Origin of the sequence: Microbacterium sp. MMO-10, assembly GCF_037148715.1 — a bacterium.
Classification (GTDB): Bacteria; Actinomycetota; Actinomycetes; order Actinomycetales; family Microbacteriaceae; genus Microbacterium.
Window position 1 is genome coordinate 647,462 of sequence record NZ_JBBCSV010000001.1, and the last position, 18,336, is coordinate 665,797.

At 71.0% G+C, this 18,336-nt stretch carries 18 protein-coding genes; 9 read left to right on the top strand and 9 right to left on the bottom strand.

What is annotated here, in order from left to right; translation table 11 throughout:
* Positions 1 to 263 precede the first annotated feature (263 nt).
* The 3 genes from WFJ17_RS03090 (at position 264) to lnt (ending at position 3,602) form a co-directional block, all read left to right on the top strand.
* Positions 264 to 710, top strand: a complete 447-nt coding sequence (locus tag WFJ17_RS03090) for a hypothetical protein (protein ID WP_036286063.1) — start codon at positions 264 to 266, stop codon at positions 708 to 710.
* 268 nt (positions 711 to 978) lie between these two features.
* Positions 979 to 1,998: a flavin-containing monooxygenase gene (locus WFJ17_RS03095; RefSeq protein ID WP_060960843.1), complete on the top strand. Its 1,020-nt coding sequence runs from the start codon at positions 979 to 981 to the stop codon at positions 1,996 to 1,998.
* Positions 1,995 to 3,602: an apolipoprotein N-acyltransferase gene (lnt, locus tag WFJ17_RS03100; protein ID WP_157532490.1), complete on the top strand. Its 1,608-nt coding sequence runs from the start codon at positions 1,995 to 1,997 to the stop codon at positions 3,600 to 3,602. The genes WFJ17_RS03095 and lnt overlap by 4 nt, the downstream gene beginning before the upstream one ends.
* Positions 3,603 to 3,630: 28 nt before the next feature.
* Here lnt and WFJ17_RS03105 read toward each other — a convergent pair whose 3' ends face one another.
* The 6 genes from WFJ17_RS03105 to WFJ17_RS03130 form a co-directional block, all read right to left on the bottom strand.
* A complete protein-coding gene (locus WFJ17_RS03105) occupies positions 3,631 to 4,443 on the bottom strand; it encodes an alpha/beta fold hydrolase (RefSeq protein ID WP_223849008.1) in 813 nt (270 codons plus the stop codon).
* 78 nt (positions 4,444 to 4,521) lie between these two features.
* Positions 4,522 to 5,139, bottom strand: a complete 618-nt coding sequence (locus WFJ17_RS03110) for a hypothetical protein (RefSeq protein ID WP_135948657.1) — start codon at positions 5,137 to 5,139, stop codon at positions 4,522 to 4,524.
* 30 nt (positions 5,140 to 5,169) lie between these two features.
* Positions 5,170 to 5,454 carry a YHS domain-containing protein gene (locus tag WFJ17_RS03115; RefSeq protein WP_127012866.1) on the bottom strand — a complete coding sequence of 95 codons (285 nt, stop codon included), beginning with the start codon at positions 5,452 to 5,454 and terminating at the stop codon, positions 5,170 to 5,172.
* Positions 5,455 to 5,479: 25 nt separating this feature from the next.
* Positions 5,480 to 7,759 carry a heavy metal translocating P-type ATPase gene (locus tag WFJ17_RS03120; protein ID WP_336647664.1) on the bottom strand — a complete coding sequence of 760 codons (2,280 nt, stop codon included), beginning with the start codon at positions 7,757 to 7,759 and terminating at the stop codon, positions 5,480 to 5,482.
* Complete coding sequence (locus tag WFJ17_RS03125; RefSeq protein ID WP_051498747.1) at positions 7,756 to 8,115, bottom strand: heavy-metal-associated domain-containing protein; 360 nt, start codon at positions 8,113 to 8,115, stop codon at positions 7,756 to 7,758. The genes WFJ17_RS03120 and WFJ17_RS03125 overlap by 4 nt, the downstream gene beginning before the upstream one ends.
* A 46-nt stretch (positions 8,116 to 8,161) precedes the next feature.
* Positions 8,162 to 8,446: a metal-sensitive transcriptional regulator gene (locus WFJ17_RS03130; RefSeq protein ID WP_005049572.1), complete on the bottom strand. Its 285-nt coding sequence runs from the start codon at positions 8,444 to 8,446 to the stop codon at positions 8,162 to 8,164.
* A gap of 60 nt (positions 8,447 to 8,506) precedes the next feature.
* On the opposite strand from WFJ17_RS03130, the gene WFJ17_RS03135 reads away from it, so the two are divergent.
* From WFJ17_RS03135 to WFJ17_RS03155, 5 genes are read left to right on the top strand one after another with little or no spacing between them, the layout of a single operon-like run.
* A complete protein-coding gene (locus tag WFJ17_RS03135) occupies positions 8,507 to 9,094 on the top strand; it encodes an AAA family ATPase (RefSeq protein ID WP_076688263.1) in 588 nt (195 codons plus the stop codon).
* A complete protein-coding gene (locus tag WFJ17_RS03140; RefSeq protein WP_036286080.1) occupies positions 9,094 to 10,749 on the top strand; it encodes an ABC1 kinase family protein in 1,656 nt (551 codons plus the stop codon). The genes WFJ17_RS03135 and WFJ17_RS03140 overlap by 1 nt, the downstream gene beginning before the upstream one ends.
* Before the next feature lie 39 nt (positions 10,750 to 10,788).
* Positions 10,789 to 11,331, top strand: a complete 543-nt coding sequence (locus tag WFJ17_RS03145) for a type II glyceraldehyde-3-phosphate dehydrogenase (RefSeq protein WP_081767967.1) — start codon at positions 10,789 to 10,791, stop codon at positions 11,329 to 11,331.
* Positions 11,332 to 11,357: 26 nt separating this feature from the next.
* A complete protein-coding gene (gene cmtR, locus WFJ17_RS03150) occupies positions 11,358 to 11,717 on the top strand; it encodes a Cd(II)/Pb(II)-sensing metalloregulatory transcriptional regulator CmtR (protein ID WP_060960787.1) in 360 nt (119 codons plus the stop codon).
* The gene (locus tag WFJ17_RS03155; protein WP_336647665.1) at positions 11,714 to 13,627 is read left to right on the top strand and encodes a heavy metal translocating P-type ATPase; all 1,914 of its coding nucleotides are present in this window, start codon (positions 11,714 to 11,716) and stop codon (positions 13,625 to 13,627) included. The genes cmtR and WFJ17_RS03155 overlap by 4 nt, the downstream gene beginning before the upstream one ends.
* 503 nt (positions 13,628 to 14,130) lie before the next feature.
* Here WFJ17_RS03155 and merB read toward each other — a convergent pair.
* Positions 14,131 to 14,628 carry an organomercurial lyase gene (merB, locus tag WFJ17_RS03160; protein WP_082829205.1) on the bottom strand — a complete coding sequence of 166 codons (498 nt, stop codon included), beginning with the start codon at positions 14,626 to 14,628 and terminating at the stop codon, positions 14,131 to 14,133.
* On the bottom strand, positions 14,538 to 15,962 hold the full coding sequence (gene merA / locus WFJ17_RS03165; protein ID WP_336647666.1) for a mercury(II) reductase: 1,425 nt from the start codon (positions 15,960 to 15,962) through the stop codon (positions 14,538 to 14,540). Before merA ends, merB begins: the two co-directional genes overlap by 91 nt.
* A 115-nt stretch (positions 15,963 to 16,077) precedes the next feature.
* Here merA and WFJ17_RS03170 point away from each other — a divergent pair, with 115 nt between their 5' ends.
* Positions 16,078 to 16,467 carry a heavy metal-responsive transcriptional regulator gene (locus tag WFJ17_RS03170; RefSeq protein WP_230114039.1) on the top strand — a complete coding sequence of 130 codons (390 nt, stop codon included), beginning with the start codon at positions 16,078 to 16,080 and terminating at the stop codon, positions 16,465 to 16,467.
* A gap of 74 nt (positions 16,468 to 16,541) precedes the next feature.
* Here WFJ17_RS03170 and WFJ17_RS03175 read toward each other — a convergent pair whose 3' ends face one another.
* Positions 16,542 to 18,113 carry a hypothetical protein gene (locus tag WFJ17_RS03175; protein WP_336647667.1) on the bottom strand — a complete coding sequence of 524 codons (1,572 nt, stop codon included), beginning with the start codon at positions 18,111 to 18,113 and terminating at the stop codon, positions 16,542 to 16,544.
* Positions 18,114 to 18,336 lie beyond the last annotated feature (223 nt).

Consider the following 18,336-nt stretch of genomic DNA (forward strand, 5'->3'; position numbering starts at 1 on the left):
TCCTCAACGGCGCCGCCGAAGAAGTCCGCACCGGCAGACTCGACCCCGACGGCGTCACGGCGATCCTGCTGCCCGCCTTGACCGACACCACGGCACCCCGAGGGCACTGATCCTTCCGCTCAGGAGACGGACGTCGTTCGCCGATAATCGAGAACGACGTGCCGGTGGACGCGATGTGGCTGCTCTGTCGGCGAAGGCGTGGAAGGCCTGCGGCCGGGCGAGATCCGGGAGACGCAAAGGTCGGATTGGTACAGTGAGGGACTATGCCCCGCGACCCCCGATCCCGGCCCGACCGGGTCATCGCGGCGGGGTGGTGGTCGGGGCGGCTGCTGACCATCCTGGGCCTGGCACTTGTGCTCATCATCGGCGGCTGGACCACCTCCCACACCACGGCTGACGCGCACGCCGACACCAGTGCGGGCTCCCCCGTCGCGACCGGCTCTACCCCAGACTCGGGGGCACCGGTGGAGGGCCGGACGGCGTCGTCCTCTGCGGGGGTGTCCGTCGATGCGTCCGGGGCGTGGGGGTGCCTGATCGGGGTGGTGTGCACGCTGCTGGTACTGGCGGCCGTGACGGCTTCCCGGCTCCAGGGCCGGCTGCGGATACTGCGGGTATCCCGTCCGGTGCGCGCGCCGCTGCTGGTGCCGGTGCCCGTGTCGCGGCGTCCGGCCGCGCCCTCACTGCTGCTGTTGTCGATTTCCCGAACCTGAGATCCGGCATGCCGCCCACCCATGGGCGGCGTCTTCCCGCCCGCCCGTGTGCGGGCGCTGTGTGATGCCGATTTCTAGGTTTGGAGAATGTCGTGACGACCCGTATCACGGCGGCCCCCTTCGCCGGTCCGGTGCCGGCGGCTGCGGCCGGTCACCGCCGCCCACCCGGCCCCGCTCGGCCCCGTCCGGCCCCGTCCCGCCGCGGCGCCGGCGCGATCATCCTCCGTCCATTCCCGCCCCGGCCCTCTTCTGCGGGGAGGGGGTGGTGATGCGGTCGGGGTTGACGCATCGGCGGGCGATCATCGTCGGGGCCGGGCAGGCCGGGCTCGCGGTGGCCGCCGCGCTGATCGGGTTGGGGTTCCGGCCGCAGCAGGAGTTCGTGGTCGTCGACGCCGCCACGGACCGGCAACGCAGTTGGGCGTCCCGGTGGCATTCGATGCGGCTGCTATCCGACGCCCGCCACAGCACGCTGCCAGTCCGGCCTCTACCGGTGGACCCGCACGAGCACCCGCGGGCGGATGAGATCGCGAACTACCTGGACCAGGTGCAGCACACCCTGGGGGTGGACCCGTTCTGGGGGTTGCGTGTGGTCGGGGTGGAACGCGTCGGTCACGGGTCGGTGCTGCAGCTGCAGACCGCAGAGGGCGACGTGCAGACCCGCAACGTGGTGTGCGCGACCGGCGCCGCCACCCACCCCCGCATCCCTGCGTGGGCGCAGCAGCTGCGGGTGCCCGGGGTGGTGCTGCACAGCGCCCACTACCAATTCCCCCGGCAGGTGCCCACCGGGCGGGTGCTGATCGTCGGCGGCGGAAACAGCGGCGTGCAGCTGGCGCGAGAGCTATCCACCTCCCACGAGGTCACCCTCGCGGTCCGCACCCGGCGCCCGCACCGACCCGCCCGTACCTTCCCCGTCCACGCCCGGGCAGGCTCGTCCTGGCTGGGTCGCCCACCCGCCGTGCAGCCGGTGTTCGGCGACAGCTACCATGCGCTGCGTCACGCGGGTGTGGCGGTCGCCCCGGCGGTGACCGGCGCGGACGGCGGGCAGGTCACGTTCGCCGATGGCAGCACCCTCGCCCCGGACTCGGTAATCCTCGCCACCGGGTACGACCCCGGCGAGGACTGGCTCCCCGCCGAGGCGACCGCAGCCCGGTCCCGCCCGGCGATGACCGGGCTGCCGGGCTTGTTCGTCGCCGGGATCCCCGCCCACAGCCGCCCCGGAGCGGACACCCTCGCCGGGGTGTCCCGGGACGCCGCCGTAATCGCCCGCACCATCGCGGACCGGCCATGACCGCCACCCCGACGACCCTCCAGGACCCGCACGGACGCCCCCAACCCACCCCGCCGAACCGCCGCGCCCGGGCGGTGATGCCATTGGCGATGGCGTTGCCGGTCGCGGCAGCCGCGGCGGTGCTGATGGATCTCGCCTACCCGGAGGTGGGATTCTGGCCGGCCGCGTTCGCCGCGACCGGGCTGCTGCTTCTCGCCCTGATCGGCCGGAGCGTGTGGGGGGCGGTGGCGGTCGGGGCGGTGTTCGGGTTGCTGTTCTTCGGGCTGCTGGTGTCCTGGACGACCCGGTATCTCGGGCCGGTGCCGTGGGCGGCACTGACCGTGGTGGAAGGGACCCTGACCGCGGTCGGGATCATCCCGCTGGCACTCGCCTACCGGTGGGTGCCGCGCGCCGCCCCCGGCCCGGTCGGACGCCTGCTCCTGCTGCCGGGCCTGGTGGCCGCGTTGTGGACGGGCCGGGAGGTGCTGCTGGGCGCCTGGCCGTACGGGGGGCTGCCGTGGGCGCGGCTCGGGATCACCCAAGCCGACAGCCCCCTCGTTCAGACGGTGTCCTGGGTCGGGGTGAGCGGGCTCACCTTCCTGATGGTCTTCACCGTCGCCGCCGCGATCGAAGCCATCCGGACCGGCCGGTGGCGTCGCCCGTTCCCCGCCGCCGTACCCGCCGTCACCACCCTGATGCTGGTCCTGGTCCCGGCGTTTCCCACGACACCGGCCGGGACGATGCGGGTCGGGGCGGTGCAAGGCAACGGCCCGTCCGGGTACTTCGACCAGCGCACCGTGGGGGCGATCGCCCGGGCGCAGGGGGACGCGACCGGCCCGGTGCTCGACGCGGATGTGGATCTGGTGGTGTGGCCGGAAGGGCTGGATGCTGACCCGTTCCAGACCCCGTGGCTGGCCGAGTATCTCACCGGCATCAGCACCCGGGCAGGTGCCCCGCTGCTGGCGAACGCGGCCACCACGGCGGGCGGCAACATCTACAACACGTCGTTCCTGTGGGACCCGGCCACCACCGGTGCCACGCCGCAGCGGGAGCAGGTGCAGACGCACGCGAAACGCCACCCGGTGCCGTTCGGCGAGTACGTGCCCGACCGGGCGTTCTACACCCTGCTCGCCCCCGACCTGGTCGGGCTGCTGCAACGCGACTACGCGCACGGCACGGACGTGCCGCTGGTCACCGTCGGCGGTGTGCCGGTGGGGTTGGCGATCTGCTTCGACGTGATCTACGACGAGGTCATCGCCGAGAGCATCACCGCCGGTGCGGAGCTGCTGGTGTTCCAGACCAACAACGCCGACTTCCGCGGCACGGACGAGAACCTGCAGCAGCTCGCGGTCGCCCGGATCCGCGCGGTAGAGACCGGCCGTACCGTGGTGAACGTCTCCACCGTCGGCACCAGCCAGATCATCCGCCCCGACGGCAGCACCCTCACCGGTCTGCCCGCCGGACAGGCCGGGGCGCTGATCGCCGACACCGACCTGCGCACCGGCATCACCCCCGCCGTCCTCATCGGGCAAGGCGTCTCCGCTGTCACCTTGTGGGGTGGGCTGGGTGGTCTCGCCCTCACCGGCGCGATCGCCTGGCGGCGGCGCACCCCTGCTGTGGCCTGACTAGGCATGCCCGCCAGACAACCCGGGGTTATCCTGCGGGTGGGAGGACGAGGCGGCGGATCTCCGCAGCGATCAGATCTGGTTCTGTGGCGGGGATGTAGTGGCCGGAGCGGGCAGCGACCACGTGCCGGCCCTGCCGGGACTGTGCGGCCCGATACCGCCCGGCGGCGGTCGCGGCATCCCGGACCCGTCGCGGCATCCCGTCCGCGAGACTGCCGGAGATGACGGTGACCGGGACATCGGGCAGCGCCGGCGGGTCGCCCTGCCAGGCGTGCAGCTCGGTGAGGAAGGTGCGCGCTTGCCGACCCTGGGTGACCACCACCGCGGGCCGGAACGCCTCCCGGTGAAGATCGGCCCGCACATCCTCGGGCATCCCCTCCCCGAGGAACCGGAAGAACCGCTCCAGCATCCCCACCCGGGCCAGCACCCACTCCACGGCGATCACGATCTTCTCCCCGACCCGGAACCGCATACCGAACAGGAGGTCCGCTGCCTCATCGGTCGGATCCACCAGCACCAGCCCGGCCACCCGGTCCGGGCGGCGGGACGCGGCCAGCCGCACCATCGGGCCGCCCGCGGAATGCCCCACCTGCACGAACCCGCTGCTCGGCTCGAGGCCGTCCAGCAGATCGTTCAGGTCGTCGGCCATCCGGTCCAGGGTGCGCCCTGCACTATCCGGGACGGACCGACCCAGCCCCGCCCGGTCATACACCACGGCCCGCGTAAACGCGGCGACCCGGGTCTGCACCGACGCCCAGGTGGAGCGGGTCGCCGCCGATCCCGCCTCGAACACCACCGTCGGCACCCGGGGCCCCGGCGGGGCCCGGCAGCACCATCGCATAAGGGGCGCGCCCGCCACGGGTGCGCACCCACACCGGCTCCCCCTGCGTGTGCACACGCTCCCCCGCCATGACCCGCCCTACCGGTCCGTGCCCTGGCGGGAGGCGCCGGTCGCGGCGCGGTGGGCCTTCTCCCGCAGGGCCAGCAGGGCGAGGGTGTCGTCCTTGATCTGGGTGCGGCCGAGGATGCCCCAGTGCGCGCTCAGGTGGTCTTCGAGGTAGCGCAGCACCCGGGCGAACGGGACGGTGTGCCACGGCGCCCCCGCCCCGGGCGGGGAGGTGGGGTTGCCGAACACGACCGTGCGGATCGTGCGCCCTTCCGGCGCCACCGTCCGTCCCGTTTCCAGCAGTTCGGCGACCAGCCGGGCGGCATCGGTCGGGGCGCAGCACCCGAACCGGGTGAACGCGGCTTCCAGCACGGCCGGGTCCCGCATCGCCGGGTTGGGGTGCGGGCGGCCTTCCTTGACCTCGCCGACGATCATGTCCGCTCCGCCCCCGGCACCCAGGGCCGGGTCCAGCGGTGCGTCGACGGTCCCGGACGCTCCCGGTGCGCGGTGCAGCCGTACGGCGAGGATGTCCAGGTCGGTGATGGTGCGGGGACCGCCGGGACCGGTGGCGTCCAGCACGGGGTATTCGGCGACGGTGAAGTAGCCGTTGACCCGCAGGTACGCCTGCACCAGCCCGACCGCCGTGTCCACCCTCTATCTCCGACCGGGTTATCTGGCCGGTCAGGCGGCGTGCGCGTAGCGGGCCGGGTCGGCGTCGAACAGCGGCCCGCACTCGGCGCAGCAGAACCAGTACCGGCTGCCCTGGTAGTCGCGGAACAGGCCGCGCTGCTCGGCCCAGGCCGGGTCGACCTGGTTGCCGGGCATCACCGGACAGGTCACCAGGTTCGTCGCCCCCGCCGGCGGCTCGTGATGGTGATGCTCGTGCGCACCATGCTCGTGTCCTCCATGGTCGTGCCCGTGCGTGTGGTCGTGCCCGGAGTGGTCGTGGTCGTGGTCGTGGGACATGGTGTGTCTCCTTCTCGAGCGATGGTTAGGCCTGGACGGGCGCGGGCTCTCGGGTGGCGGGGGCGCCGGCACGGGTCGGGGTGGGCAGGGGGCGGAAGCGGCGCAGGCGGAGGCTGTTGGTGACGACGAACACGCTGCTGAACGCCATTGCCGCGGCGGCGAGGATGGGGTTGAGCAGGGCGAGCATCGCGACCGGGATCGCGGCGACGTTGTACGCGAACGCCCAGAACAGGTTCCCCTTGATCGTGCCCAGGGTGCGGCGGGCCAGCCGGATCGCGTCCGGGACCAGCATCAGGTCGCCGGAGACGATGGTCAGGTCCGCGGCGGTGATGGCCGCGTCGGTGCCGGTGCCCATCGCGATCCCGAGGTCGGCGGCGGCGAGGGCTGCGGCGTCGTTGACGCCGTCGCCGACCATCGCGACCACCCGGCCCGCGGCCTGCAGGTCGCGGATGGTGTCGAGCTTGCCCTGCGGGGTGACCCCGGCGCGGACGTCCTCGATCCCGGCCTGGTTGGCGATCGCGCGGGCGGCGCCGGGGTTGTCGCCGGTGAGCAGGATCGGGGTCAACCCGAGCTCCCGGAGCCGTGCGACCGCCTCACGGCTGGTGGGTTTGATGGTGTCGGCGACGCTGATCGCCCCGCGCACCTGCCCGTCCCACGCCACCACCGTCACCGTCGCCCCCGCCGCCTCGTCCGCCGCGATGGTCGCGGCGAGCTCGGCGGGGATGGGGAGCGCCCATTGGGTGGTGATCCAGGAGGCGCGGCCGGCGGCGACCAGGCGTCCGTCGACGATGCCCTGCACGCCTTGACCGGCCTCGGCGGCGAATGACTCCACGGCATCCGTCGGGCCGTCGGCTGCGGCGGTGATGGCGCGGCCGATGGGGTGCTCGGAGCCGTGCTCGAGCGCCGCGGCGAACCGGATCAGCTCCGCCTCATCGGTGCCGGGAGCGGGGTGGATGCCGGTGACGGTCATGGTGCCGGCGGTGATGGTGCCGGTCTTGTCGAGCACGACGGTGTCGATGCGGCGGGTCTGCTCGAGCACCTGGGGTCCGCGGATGAGGATGCCCAGCTGGGCGCCGCGGCCGGTGCCGACCAGCAGAGCGGTCGGCGTCGCCAGCCCCAGCGCGCACGGGCAGGCGATGATCAGGGTGGTCACCGCGGCGGTGAAGGCGACCTCCAAGGGCGCCCCCGCGATCAGCCACCCGGCGAACGCGACCAGGGCGAGGACGATGACGATGGGGACGAAGACGGCCGACACCCGGTCGGCGAGGCGCTGCACCTGGGCCTTGCCGGTCTGCGCCTCCTCGACCAGCCGCGCCATCCGGGCCAGCTCGGTGTCGGCGCCGACGCGGGTGATCTGCACGAGCAGGCGCCCGCCGGTGTTCACAGTCGCGCCGACCACGCGGGAGCCGGGGGCGACTTCGACCGGCACGGACTCGCCGGTCAGCATCGACTCGTCCACCGCGGACATTCCCTCGGTGACGAGGCCGTCGGCGGGGATCTTCTCACCCGGCCGCACCACCACGACATCACCCGGAACGAGCTGTGCGACGGGGACGCGCTGCTCAGTGCCTTCGCGGAGGATCACTGCGTCCTTGGCGCCGAGCTCCAGCAGGGCGCGCAGGGCCTCGCCGGACTGCCGCTTGGCACGAACCTCGAGGTAGCGGCCGAGGAGGATGAACACGGTCACCAGCGCGGCGACCTCCAGGTACACCTCGTGGCCACCGGCCTGCGGGGTGCCGACGAAGGTGACGCTCATCCGCATTCCCGGCATCCCCGCACCGCCGAAGAACAGCGCGTACAGCGACCAGCCGAACGCGGCCAGCACCCCGACGCTGATCAGAGTGTCCATCGTCGCCGCCCCGTGCCGGGCATTGATCGCCGCGGCGCGGTGGAACGGCCACGCCCCCCACACCACCACCGGCGCGGCCAGGGTGAGCGTGAGCCACTGCCAGTAGGTGAACTGCAGGGCGGGGATCATCGACAGCACCGCGACCGGCACCGCCAGCACCGCCGAGACGATCAGCCGCTGCCGCAGCGACGCCAGCTCATCGTCCCGCGGGATGGTCTGCTCAGCCGTGTCGGGCACAGGCGGGGCTGGGAGGCTCGCTCCGTACCCCGCCTGCTCGACCGCCGCGATCAGCTCCTCCACCGGCACCGGGGCCTCCGAGTGCACGCGGGCCTTCTCGGTGGCGAAGTTGACCGTCGCCTCCACCCCGGGCAGCTTGTTCAGCTTCCGCTCGACCCGCGTCGCGCACGACGCGCAGGTCATCCCGGTGATGTCGAGATCGACGTCCAGCGTGCTCATGAGGCTGCGGCGAGGCTGTACCCGGCCTCCTCCACCGCCGCCCGCACCCGCTCCGCATCCACCGGCGTCGCGCTGGACACCGTCACCGTGGACACGCCACCGGCGTGCAGATCGACCGCGACGTCGGAGACACCGTCGATCGCGGAGACCTCCTCGGTGACGCTACGCACGCAGTGCGCGCAGGTCATCCCCTCCACCAGGAACTGCGCCGACACGGTCTCACCCGCCGCCGTCTGCTGCGCCGGCGCGCCGGTGTCGGTGGCTGCCGTGGCGTGGGAGGTGGGGCTGCAACAGGCGCAGCCACCGCCGGTGCTGGTCGCCTGCAGGCCGAGGTCCTGGAATCCCTGTCCGGTCATGATGTGCTCCCTTCAAGAGCGTTGAACGATGTGAGTGGGGACGACGTTAGGAGCGCACGAGGCGCGCGATCGCGGCGTTCGCCTCGCGGAGCTTCTCCTCCGCGAGCGGGCCGCCTTCGGCGGTCGCCTGCGCGACGCAATGCGCGAGGTGGTCTTCCAGCAGCGACAGCGCGACGGACTCCAGCGCCTTCGTCGCCGCCGACACCTGGGTCAGCACGTCGATGCAGTACACGTCCTCGTCGATCATCCGCGCGATCCCGCGCACCTGACCCTCCGCGCGGCTCAGCCGCGCCAGCAGCGCCGGCTTGTTGTCCACATACCCGTGTGCCATCTCGCACCTCCACCCACAATCTACCATACCCTGTAGGGGTACAGGGTGTAGGGTGAGGTCATGACCGGCATCCAGGAGCCGCGGCCCGCACAGACCACCCGTTGGCGCGTCGTGACGGGCGGTCCCAGCTCGGGCAAGACCACCACGGTCAACCTGCTGCGGGGCCGCGGGTACACGACCACAATCGAGCACGCCCGCCACTACATCGACCTGCAACGGATCACCGGGCGCAGCACCGCGGAGGTGCGGGCACGGCAGAGCGAGTTCCAGCGCGCCGTCGTCGACATGCAGATCGAGCAGGAACGCTCCCTCGACCCGCAACAGACCGTGTTCCTGGACCGTGCTCTGCCGGACTCGCTCGCCTACTACCGCTTCCTCGGCCTCGCCCCCGGCACCGCCCTGCTGGGCGCGCTGGCCGGCGCCCGGTACGCGACGGTGTTCCTGCTTGACCTGCTCCCGCTGGCGTCCGACTACGCGCGCACCGAGGACCCCGCCGCGCAGCGGCGCATCCACGACCTGCTCGGGCTGGTGTACCAGGAGCTGGGCTTTCCCGTCGTCACCGTCCCCGCACTCGCCCCCGACGCGCGCGTCGACTTCATCCTCGAACGAGCATCGGCCGGCACTCCAGCCGAGAGGGGCGTGAGCTGATGGGCGCGGGGAGTAGCCGGTACCGGCAGATCGGGGCCGTGCTGCGCCGGCACGGACTCGGCGTCCTGGCCGGCGTGCTGGGCCTGGGCGGCTTGGTGCCCTTCCACCGCGGCGCCCTCGGACACGCCCGGCAGGAGGACCCCTACACGAACCCCGAGCATGTGCGGGTCGCGTTGGAGGAGCTCGGGCCGACGTTCGTGAAACTGGGCCAGATCCTCTCCACCCGGCACGATCTGCTCCCCGCGGCATGGGTCGCCGAGTTCGCCAAACTGCAGGACGACGTCGCCGCGGCACCGTGGGAGGGCATTCGGGACGTGCTCCGTGAAGAGCTCGGCGCCGACCCAGAGCACGTGTTCGCCCAGTTCGACCCGGTGCCGCTGGCGGCGGCGTCCATCGGGCAGGCGTACGCGGCAACTCTTCACGACGGCACCGAGGTCGTCGTGAAGGTGCGCCGGCCCGGCGTGGTCGCGCAGGTGCATGAAGACCTGGACATTCTCCGCAACCTCGCCGACCGCGCCGACCGGCGCTGGGATGCCATCCGGCAGTACGACCTGCCCGGGCTGGTGGAGGAGTTCTCCCGCACGCTGCGTGCCGAGCTGGACTACCTGCAGGAGGCCCGCAACGCCGAACGGTTCGCGCAGGAGTTCGCCCACGCGGCGCGGGTGCGGATTCCCCGCGTGCACGGGGAGACCACGACCTCGCGCGTGCTGACCCTGGAGCGGATGAGCGGGGTGCGGATCGACGACCTGGAGGGCCTGGACGCCGCCGGCATCGACCGGGTCGCACTCGCGCGGCTGGGTGCCGACATCGTGCTCACGATGGTGTTCGACAACCGGTTCTTCCATGCCGACCCCCATCCCGGGAACATGTTCGTGCAGCCCGACGGCGCGCTCGCGCTGATCGACTTCGGGATGGTCGGGGAGCTCACCGAACAGACCACGGACGGCCTCGCCGGCATCGTGCTCGCCTTCACCCGCGACGACCCGGACACCCTCACCACCGCCCTGATAGAACTCTCCCGGACCGCCGACGTCGTCGACCGGGCAGGGCTGCGGCAGGCGATCACCGCGTTCACGGCCCGCTACCGGGGCCGTTCGCTGTCGGAGATCAGCCTCGCAATCATGCTCCAGCAGCTGCTCGGCATCCTGCAGCAGCACCAGCTGCACCTTCCGCAGGAGACGGCGCTGCTGTTCAAAGTGCTGATGATGGCCGAAGGGACCGCGGCGCGGCTGGATCCGGACTTCCAGATGCTCGACGCCCTGCAGCCCTACGCTGAGCAGCTCACCCGCGCCCAGCTGTCCCTGCCGGCTCTGGCCCGGCGATGGGCGCGCGCGGGAGCCGACACCGGGGCACTGCTCACCGAGCTGCCCGCCACCCTGAGCCGGCTCCGGCATCTCCTCGAAGACGGCGGGTTCGAGGTGCACCTGCGCGCGACGGAGCTGGAACCTCTCGTCGGGCGCGCCGAACGCGTCGGCAACCGTGTCGTCGCGGGAATGATCGCCGCCGCGCTGATCAGCGGGATCGGCACCCTCGTCGGCGGGAACACGAAATGGCGCTCCCGGGAAGGCGTCCTGATCGGCGCCGGGACCGGCACGATCGGCGCCCTCGGCAGCTATCTGCTGTGGACGCTGCGGCGCCGCCGACCCCGCCCCTGACCCGCGCACGGCTCAAGAACACCACGAAAGGAGACGAAGATGGACAGGATCAGAGTCGGCGTCAACGGGTACGGAGTGATCGGCAAGAGGGTCGCCGACGCCGTCCACGCCCAACCCGACATGCACCTGGTGGGCGTCGCGGACATCGTCACCGACTGGCGAATACAATCCGCCGTCCCGCGGCTGCCCGTATTCGCCGCCACCCCCGACGCGCACAGCGGCATGGTGGACACCGGCATCCGCCCCGAGGGAACCCTCGACGATCTCCTCGCGCAGAGCGACGTGATCGTCGATACGACCCCCAAGCACGTCGCCGCCGGAAACCTGCCCCGCTACCAGGCGGCGGGAGTAAAGGTGATCGTGCAGGGCGGGGAAGCGCACTCGACCACCGGGCACTCCTTCGTCGCCCAGGCCAACTACGCCACCGCGCTCGGTCGGGACCTGACCCGGGTGGTGTCCTGCAACACCACCAGCATCGTCCGCGTCCTCGGCGCGCTCGAAAACGCCGGGCTGCTGCTGCGCGCCCGCGGGGTTACTGGTAGGGCCGAATGTCGCAGGGTGCACTATTCATCCTGGGATTAGTTCAGTCAACACTGTATGATCAGTGCATGCTGACTATTGCTCCACGTCTCGACGTCATGAACCGGCTCGGCCGGGCCATGGCGGACCCGACGCGCTCCCGGATACTGATGACCCTGCTCGACGGCCCCAGCTACCCGGCGGTGCTCTCGCGTGAGCTGGAGCTGACCCGCTCGAACGTCTCGAACCACCTGACCTGCCTGCGCGACTGCGGCATCGTGGTCGCCGAGCCGGAAGGGCGGCAGACGCGCTACGAGATCGCGGACCCGCACCTCGCGGCGGCGCTGACCGCGCTGGTGGACGTGACGCTCGCGGTGGACGAGCATGCGCCCTGCATGGACGCTTCGTGCACGGTGCCGGGCTGCTGCGGGACGGGAGCGGGCGCGTGAGCGCGGCGTGCGGCTGCGAGCACGACGAGCCTGAGACCGCAGTCGGCGAAGAGGCCGAGGAGGCGGAGCGCCCCTGGTGGCGGGACCGCGGGATCATGGTCCCGGTCTTCTCCGGTGTGGCGTTCCTCACCGGTCTGGCGCTGGAGTGGTCCGGGATGGAGATCCCTGCGCTGGTGCTGTTCTGGATCGGCCTGCTGCTGGGCGCGTCGACGTTCACGCCGGGCGCGATCCGGAACCTCTTCAAGGGCAAGCTCGGCATCGGGCTGCTGATGACCATCAGCGCGGTCGGCGCGGTGATCCTCGGCTACGTCGAGGAGGCCGCAGCGCTGGCATTCCTGTACTCGATCGCCGAGGCGCTGGAGGACAAGGCGATGGACCGTGCCCGCGGCGGGCTGCGGGCACTGCTCAAGCTCGTCCCGGAGACCGCCACCATCCGCCGCGACGGCGTCTCGGTCGAGGTCGCCGCGAAGGATCTGGCTGTCGGGCAGCTGATGTTGGTGCGGCCGGGTGAGCGGATCGCGACCGACGGCGTCGTCCGCACGGGACGTTCCAGCCTGGACACGTCCGCGATCACCGGGGAGTCGATCCCGGTCGAGGTCGAACCCGGCGATGCCGTCTCCGCCGGCGCAATCAACACCGCCGGGGCACTGGAGGTCGAAACGACCGCGGCAGGCACGGACAACTCGCTGACCACGATCGTCGACCTGGTGGAGCAGGCTCAGGTCGAGAAGGGCGACCGGGCCCGTCTCGCCGACCGCATCGCCCGCCCGCTCGTCCCGGGCGTGCTGATCCTCGCCGCCCTGGTCGCGATCATCGGCTCGCTGCTTGGCGACCCGGAGCTGTGGATCACCCGCGCCCTCGTGGTGCTGGTGGCGGCGTCGCCGTGCGCGCTGGCGATTTCGGTGCCGCTGACCGTGGTGGCCGCGATCGGCTCGGCGAGCAAGTTCGGCGTGATCATCAAGTCCGGTGCCGCGTTCGAGCGGTTCGGCGTGATCCGCCACGTCGCCGTCGACAAGACCGGCACCCTCACCCGCAACGAGCCCGCCGTCACCGCCGTCTTCACCGTGGACGGTGTGAGCGAGGCGGAGGCGCTGGCGTGGGCGGCCGCTCTGGAGCAGCACAGCACCCACCCCCTCGCCGCCGCGATCACCGCCGCAGCGCCGGATGCCCCTGCGGCGGAGGGCGTGACCGAGCAGGCCGGGCACGGCATCGAGGGCGAGCTCGCCGGCGCGCGGATCACCGTCGGCAGCCCGCGCTGGCTCGACGCCGGGACCCTCGGCGACCGGGTCGCGGGGCTGGAGGAGCAGGGCATGACAGTCGTGATCGTCCACCGCGGCGGCGTCCCGGTCGCCGCGATCGGCGTCCGCGACGAGCTGCGCCCCGAGGTCCCTGAAGTGGTCCGCACCCTCGCGACCCAGGGCATCGGGGTGACCATGCTCACCGGCGACAACGCCCGCACCGCCCGCGCCCTCGCTGCGCATGCAGGGATCGATGACGTCCGCGCCGAGCTGCGCCCCGAAGACAAGGCCGCCGCGATCGCAGAGCTCGGTGCGAAGGGGCCGGTCGCGATGATCGGCGACGGCATCAACGACGCCCCTGCGCTGGCCGCCGCGGACATCGGGATCGCGATGGGCGCGACGGGCTCCGACGCCGCGATCGAGTCGGCCGACGTGGCCTTCACCGGTCACGATCTGCGGCTTCTCCCGCGCGCGTTCGCCCATGCCCGTCGGGGGCGGCACATCATCAACCAGAACATCATCCTGTCGCTGCTGATCATCACCGCCCTGCTCCCGCTCGCCCTCTTTGGCGTCCTGGGGCTTGCGGCGGTGGTGCTGGTGCACGAGATCGCCGAGGTGATCGTGATCCTCAACGGCCTGCGCGCCGCGTCGACGCGGAAGGCAAGCACGTGACCGCGCAGGACGTCGCCGCCGCGTGACGGCTTGATCCGGGACCATGCGGATGACCTTTAGATTTCACATCAGAGTTCGCGCGCGTTGATCGGCGACTTGCCTGCTGGCTAGGGGCCTATCGGGCGGGCCGTATGCCGGGGTCTAATGGCCATGATCATTTGGTTCCGGTTTCCCTTCGCCTCGGGTCTGTCTTCGTTATGGTCGGGCGAAGGGGCGGGCAGCAGTCGGGGTCGTTTTCGCGGCGGTGTCGCCTGGCACGCGCTGTCATCACGATGCTTGCAACCACCGCGAGGATCAGGAGTGCGGCACCGCCCGTGATCACCCACGGGTTGCGGAGGAGGGTGCCGATCCCTGTGATCGTGCCTCCGACGACGAGAAGTGGAAGGAGGGCGCAGCAGCCGACCACGAGCAGTGCGGCGACGGCCCCAAGGAGCAGGCCACGGCCGCCTCGCTGGTCGTCCTGGTTGGGAGGCATTGGTGTTCTGTCCTCTCGTGGTGCCGTCTCAGCAGCAGGTCTCGGGACCGCAGCAGCTTCCAGACAGTTCGTCGGCACCGGTCCGGGGGCGCTCGAGCATCTCGGTGATCAGGGTGCTGCCAACCTCGAAGGCATCGGCGACCGTGAGGATTTGGGCCATCGGGTGTTCCGTGAGCCATCCGGCGGCGTCCTCGCGGGAAGCGAAGTAGTGGACCTGGTTGCAGAACGAGGAGCGAATCGAGTGCATGGCCTCGGGGCTGACCAAGGACACCACCGCGGTCGCCGGTTCCACGCTAGTGACACCGGCGGTCGAGTCGACGGTGACGCGGATCGTGTCGCCGCTGGCCGGGGAGATCGATTCGACCCGGGCGGGCCGATCGAGGAGCGGGCGAGGCTCCAGTTTCTGATGGGGTGGATCCGCTGTCTGGCGCGCGGTCAGGCGCAGCAGGACAGCATCGACACATCGGTGGTGAAGGCCTTGGCGACGATCCGGATGCCTTCGGCCATGGTCAGGTACGGGGCCCACGCGTCGGCGACCTCGGTGATGGTCTTGCCGAGGATGTGGACACCTGCGGCGGCGAGTTCGCCGGCGTCCTTGGCGACCGCGGTCAGGCCGAGGATCTCGCCGGTGTCCGCGTTGGCGACCATCTTGATGAATCCGCGGGTGTCGCGGTTCACCAGTGCGCGGGGCACGCACTCCAGTGGCAGGACACGGCAGTCGCAGCGGATCCCGGCCGCGATGACCTCCTTCTCGGTCATCCCGACCGCGCCGACGGCAGGGCTCGTGAACGTGACCCGCGGCATCCGCGTGTAGTCGACCGACGTGCTGGCGTCAGTGAAGGCGTTCTCGGCGACCAACGTGCCGTGCCGGGCTGCGACGTAGACGAACTCGGGGTGCCCGGTGACATCCCCAGCCGCCCAGACGCGAGGGTTGGAGGACTGCAACTGGTCGGTGACCACGATCTGTCCAGCCTCGCCACTGCTCACCCCCACCGCCTCGAGGTTGAGCCCGTCGGTGACCGGGGCGCGGCCGAGGGCGACGAGGATCTCGTCGGCACGGAACTCCTGCACGCCGCCCGAGACCTCGGCCGCGGCGACGATCTGGCCGGTGCCCGGGTCGCGGGTGACGCGGGTGGGAACAGCGCGGCGGACAACCCGGATGCCCTCGTCCGCGAAAACTCCCTGCAACGCTTTGGAGACCTCCGGCTCCTCCTTCGACGCCAGCCGGGACCGCACCAGCAGAGTCACCTTCGAGCCGAGCCGGGCGAACAGCTGGGCCATCTCCAGGGCCACATAGCCGCCGCCGAGCACCAGCAGCGAGCCCGGGACCTCGGACAGCTCCATCGCCGACGTCGACGTGAGGTAGCCGACGCCGTCCAGTCCCTCGATGAGCGGAGCCCACGGGCGGGAGCCGGTGGCGACGAGGTAGTGGGCGGCCTCGATGGTTTCGACGGTGCCGTCCGCGGCGGTGACCTCGACGACCGGCGCGTCCGGGGTTCCGGCGAACGCCGCCTCGCCCTGGCGAACCGGCCAGCCGTAGGCCTCGGCCACATCGATGTACTTCTCACTCCGCATCGCCTCGACCAGGTCCTGCTTGCCACCCACCAGCCCGTGCATGTCTACCGGGCCAGCGGTGGCGGCGATCCCCGGGAACCGGGAGCCCGCATCCGCGGCCACGTGGCGGGCCTCGGCGGCCGCGAGCAGCGCCTTGGACGGAACGCACCCCGTGTTCACGCACGTGCCGCCCAACGTGCCGCGCTCGATCATCACCACCGACTTTCCCAGTGTGGTGGCGCGGATCGCCGCGGCGAATGCCGCGCCACCCGACCCAATCACGGCCAGATCAAACCTCGATGGCATCCTTATTCCTCCCTGGACATCTTGGAACATCCCGCTGATACACTCATCATGAACCTTCCACCACAGGGGAAGGTCAAGCACGAAATTTGCGACCAGCGAAAAGGGGGGGCGGGGAATGCGGATCGGAGAGCTCGCCGACGCGGCCGGCACCACGGCGAAGACGTTGCGGTTCTACGAGGACCAGGGGCTCCTGCCGCCGGCCGGGCGCACGCCCAGCGGCTACCGCAACTACACCGCCGAGACCATCGCCCGAATCGACTTCATCCACCGCGGCCAAGCCGCTGGACTCACCCTCGCCCAGATCCAGCAGATCCTCCACATCCGCGACCACGGCCAAGCGCCCTGCAGCCACGTCCGCGACCTCCTCGACGCACGCCTCACCGATATCGACGAGCAGCTCAGGCAGCTCCACGACCTGCGCGACACCCTCGCCGGGCTCCGCGACCAGGCCGAGCACGTCGAGCCCGACACGTGCAGCTCGGATCAGGTCTGCCGCTATCTGTAGCCAAGCCCGGGGGTCTGTCCGATAATTCAGGCAGTCCCACTGGAGGCGCAAGCGTAGCGGGAGGCCATTGGTGCTCAGGTCGAGGTTGAGCGCAGCGCGGGATAGTCGGACCATTCGCCCCCGGAGAGGCGTGCCCAGGCGGCAGCTGATGACGCCGTGATGCCGAGCAGGTCGGACACGATTCGAGGATGCAGTTGTCGGGTGAGGTCCATCAGCGCGGTGACACGAGCGCTGCCGGCGAGGAGTCCTTCTTGACGGAGTCGACGGCTGAGCGGCCCGGGGGTGATCGGTCGGCCCGGGTTCCTGCCCGGGAAGAGCCAAGTGTCGGAGCGGTTGCCGTCGAGCAGCTGGACCATTGCTTCGGCGAGGACTACGGGCAGCTCGATCGGTTCAGTTCCGACCGTCAGCGTCATGGGGCGCGCGGTCGTATCGACTTGTGCGCGGGTGATCGCTGCGATGCGGGTCAGGTGGAGCCCGTAGAACAGGACGAGCAATCCGCTGACTCGCGTCACGGGATCCATGTCGTCTCGCGTGATGAACGCGCGTGCCATCGTCCACCGATGGTCGGCGGCGTAGTCGCGCCCTTCGAGGCGATGGCTGCGGAACTCGACCCGGAGGCGGCTCAGGCGGTGCCGTCGCAGCCACCGGGTGAACGGCGCGAGGGCATCCCGTTGTGAGGGCGAACCGGTGAGGAAGCCGTCGAGAGATCGCTGCGGGTATGTCGTCAGCGTTTCGCCGCTCGCGCGGATCTGCTGCAGGAGGGCCGCGCACCGCTTCAGCGCCGCACGCACCTTCTGATAGGTGGAGCCGGATCGGACGGCCGTAGCTGGTCTGCCCCTGAGTGATCTGCCCGACGGCAGCAGCTCCCAGGTGCAGTACCGCCGTAGGAGGAGCCGGTCCTCGGGATGGGGGACGGTCGGAAGCCACCGTTGGAACCAGTGCTCGAACCTCGCCGCTTGGATGTCGAAATCGGGCAGTACGCCTGAGCGGATGAGGAGCGAGAGCAGGAATGCCACGGACTGGCCGGCGTGCGCTCTGGTCATGATCGCGTCCGCGGTGAGGGGCAGCGTGCCATCGGCGAGCTCACGGAGGACGACCGCACAGCGGCTCTTGTGCAGCCACCGCTCGAGGGAGATCGCACTGCCGTGGTGCGTCACCAGATACTCCGCGAGCGGGTGCAGCTCGGGGCGGATCTCTCCGCTGTCGTCCGCAAGCAGTTGCTGGATGGCGATAGATCGCCGGCACTCTACGCATAGCCGGTGCTTGCGCACCTCTTCGATCGTCCCGCATCCCGGGCATGCCATCGTCACGGGAGCTCCTGCGCACTCGGCGCAGACCTTGTGCCCATTCATGAAGCCAGTGAGGAACACCTTCCGCCCGCACTCCGGGCACGGCTGGGGGCGTCGCATCGCGTAGTAGCAGCGGGCGCAGACCCGTCGGCCGTCCAGGTGCGTCGCTACGCGGCCCGGCTCCCCGCAGACCTCGCACATCTTGACCGGCGCGGTGTAGCACGCGAGACAGACGAGCGCGGGGCGACGGACGATAATAGTGGCGTTCTGCCCGCATCGCGAGCAGTCGCCGAACGACCGCGGATCGGCTCGCCAGCAGTCCCGGCAGAACCGTTGCCCATCGACGGTGCGCTGCACGGGCTGAACTCGTCCGCATCTGGCACACGCGACCGATCGGGCATTCCGTTCACAGCGCGAGCAGTGGCGACCGCCGGTCGGCGTCTTGTGAGGCATCCGAACGGCACGTCCACAGGAATCGCATGTAGGCAAGACGACCCGCCCGGCACCCTCGTTCACGAGAGCGTGGGCCAGATCCTGCACCGTCACCGGTACGTTCCGGTGTCGCCCTTCGAGGACTCCA

Bases quoted from the DNA above. Each gene is read 5' to 3' on its own strand.
- WFJ17_RS03125 (WP_051498747.1), bottom strand. From the start codon at position 8,115: ATGACCGGACAGGGATTCCAGGACCTCGGCCTGCAGGCGACCAGCACC.
- WFJ17_RS03130 (WP_005049572.1), bottom strand. From the start codon at position 8,446: ATGGCACACGGGTATGTGGACAACAAGCCGGCGCTGCTGGCGCGGCTG.
- cmtR (WP_060960787.1), top strand. From the start codon at position 11,358: ATGCTGACTATTGCTCCACGTCTCGACGTCATGAACCGGCTCGGCCGG.
- WFJ17_RS03135 (WP_076688263.1), top strand. From the start codon at position 8,507: ATGACCGGCATCCAGGAGCCGCGGCCCGCACAGACCACCCGTTGGCGC.
- merA (WP_336647666.1), bottom strand. From the start codon at position 15,962: ATGCCATCGAGGTTTGATCTGGCCGTGATTGGGTCGGGTGGCGCGGCA.
- WFJ17_RS03115 (WP_127012866.1), bottom strand. From the start codon at position 5,454: ATGTCCCACGACCACGACCACGACCACTCCGGGCACGACCACACGCAC.
- WFJ17_RS03120 (WP_336647664.1), bottom strand. From the start codon at position 7,759: ATGAGCACGCTGGACGTCGATCTCGACATCACCGGGATGACCTGCGCG.
- WFJ17_RS03090 (WP_036286063.1), top strand. From the start codon at position 264: ATGCCCCGCGACCCCCGATCCCGGCCCGACCGGGTCATCGCGGCGGGG.
- WFJ17_RS03105 (WP_223849008.1), bottom strand. From the start codon at position 4,443: ATGCGATGGTGCTGCCGGGCCCCGCCGGGGCCCCGGGTGCCGACGGTG.
- WFJ17_RS03095 (WP_060960843.1), top strand. From the start codon at position 979: ATGCGGTCGGGGTTGACGCATCGGCGGGCGATCATCGTCGGGGCCGGG.
- lnt (WP_157532490.1), top strand. From the start codon at position 1,995: ATGACCGCCACCCCGACGACCCTCCAGGACCCGCACGGACGCCCCCAA.
- WFJ17_RS03170 (WP_230114039.1), top strand. From the start codon at position 16,078: ATGCGGATCGGAGAGCTCGCCGACGCGGCCGGCACCACGGCGAAGACG.
- WFJ17_RS03140 (WP_036286080.1), top strand. From the start codon at position 9,094: ATGGGCGCGGGGAGTAGCCGGTACCGGCAGATCGGGGCCGTGCTGCGC.
- WFJ17_RS03145 (WP_081767967.1), top strand. From the start codon at position 10,789: ATGGACAGGATCAGAGTCGGCGTCAACGGGTACGGAGTGATCGGCAAG.